3 protein-coding genes are annotated in these 1,430 nt (G+C 55.1%); all 3 read right to left on the reverse strand.

Annotated elements, in window-relative coordinates; all coding sequences use genetic code 11:
* Positions 1-78: 78 nt before the first annotated feature.
* Positions 79-270 (reverse strand): hypothetical protein, encoded by a 192-nt coding sequence (locus J7U37_RS24750; RefSeq protein WP_247637473.1) that lies wholly within the window; start codon positions 268-270, stop codon positions 79-81.
* 282 nt (positions 271-552) lie between these two features.
* Positions 553-1,020 carry a MucR family transcriptional regulator gene (locus J7U37_RS24755; RefSeq protein ID WP_056483068.1) on the reverse strand — a complete coding sequence of 156 codons (468 nt, stop codon included), beginning with the start codon at positions 1,018-1,020 and terminating at the stop codon, positions 553-555.
* 123 nt (positions 1,021-1,143) lie between these two features.
* Positions 1,144-1,430 (reverse strand): hypothetical protein (locus tag J7U37_RS24760; RefSeq protein WP_247637474.1); only part of this gene is annotated, 287 nt, incomplete at its 5' end.

Genomic DNA, 1,430 nt, shown 5'->3' on the forward strand with positions numbered 1-1,430 from the left:
ACTGCGTCCAGGACGCGAATGCGCAGATCGTGACTGTAGGCACGGGCCATGGCGATCTCCCTGACGAACCTTCAGGGATCAACGCTCACCTCGCCGCAACGACTCAGGGATCGTGGAAAACGCTCTAGTAGCCACAATCGTTTCTTGCCAGTTGTTAATGTCTTTTCTAAAAATATTGCGGTAGCCGGGATAATTGCACATCTCAGTACAAATTTTCGGCAACCCTTTCACCTGCTCCGGCATATAGAATTGCCGGAGCAGGTTGCTCATCGTCAGCCAAGAACATCCGAATGCGCATACACGAAGGCACTAGGCGGGGTATTCTGAACTGGCAGCAGCGCATTGCTCAGCGCCGATCACATCGGTGGGCGAAATGGGTGTTAAGCTCTAGACACCCATCTCCTCCGGTCTCATTTGCTGAGGATTTCCAAGAAGACGATATATCACCCTTTGACGTGATCTACATGAATCGCGCAGCAAGAGCCCGGCACGAGGGTGTAGGGCATCTCGTTGCGGCGCATGAGACAACAGCCTCCTTGTAGCTTTGAGCGCTCAGGCAGCCTTCTTGCGACCCTTCCCTTTGCGCTGCTCTTCATCGATGCGTTCGGCAATCCTGCCGAGGCCGATCGACTTGGCCAGCTTCGAGCGTATGGCGGCGTAGGACGGGGCGACCATCGGGTAGTCGGCCGGTAGGCCGTAGCGCTGACGGTAGCTCTGGGGATTAAGACCGTGGCCCGTCAGGTGACGCTTCAGGGTCTTGTAGCTCTTGCCGTCGAGGAAGCTGACGATGCCGTCCGGCGTCAAGGACTTCCGGATCTGAGCAGCAGTCGGCCTTTCGACCTCAGCTTCTTTGGACGCCTGTGCCGCACCGCTAGCAAGGCTGCCGAGTGCCGTGTGGATGGAGCGGATCAGGTCCGGCAGATCGGTTGGCCGAATTGAGTTGTTGGACACGTAAGCGGAGGTGATATCGGCAGCGAGTCCGAGGAAACCGAGCACTTGACTTTCAGAGATTTCAGACATTCAAATTCCGTTCTTATTCTAACGGTACGAAGATTATCATACAAAACTCAATTCTCGAAATAACGGAACCGTCACCATCGTACTACTTGAATTATATTTACAATTCAAATTTATAAGATTGTTTCATAGGCGCGGTAATTCCGGCGTTGGACTGCGTATGCGATCGATGATTTCGCCATTGTCGAGCCAAGCCGTGACTGCCTGGAGCCTCCCGAAGATATGGTCAATCTTGCTAAATGGATGCGGTCGCTTCTCGGATGGCGGATCATCCAGCAACTCGGCATGCCAGATAGGGGCGCCGCCATCGATTGAGGCCGCACGCACCACACTGCCGACGATCTCGCCGTTGAGGATGAGATCGTAGCTGCCGGGGGCGAGGCGGTGAAGCGTGTATGTCATCGGCCGCCCAG

The sequence above is a fragment of the Methylobacterium sp. 37f genome (assembly GCF_023093475.1).
Taxonomy (GTDB): domain Bacteria; phylum Pseudomonadota; class Alphaproteobacteria; order Rhizobiales; family Beijerinckiaceae; genus Methylobacterium.

Bases quoted from the DNA above. Each gene is read 5' to 3' on its own strand.
- J7U37_RS24750 (WP_247637473.1), bottom strand. From the start codon at position 270: ATGAGCAACCTGCTCCGGCAATTCTATATGCCGGAGCAGGTGAAAGGG.
- J7U37_RS24755 (WP_056483068.1), bottom strand. From the start codon at position 1,020: ATGTCTGAAATCTCTGAAAGTCAAGTGCTCGGTTTCCTCGGACTCGCT.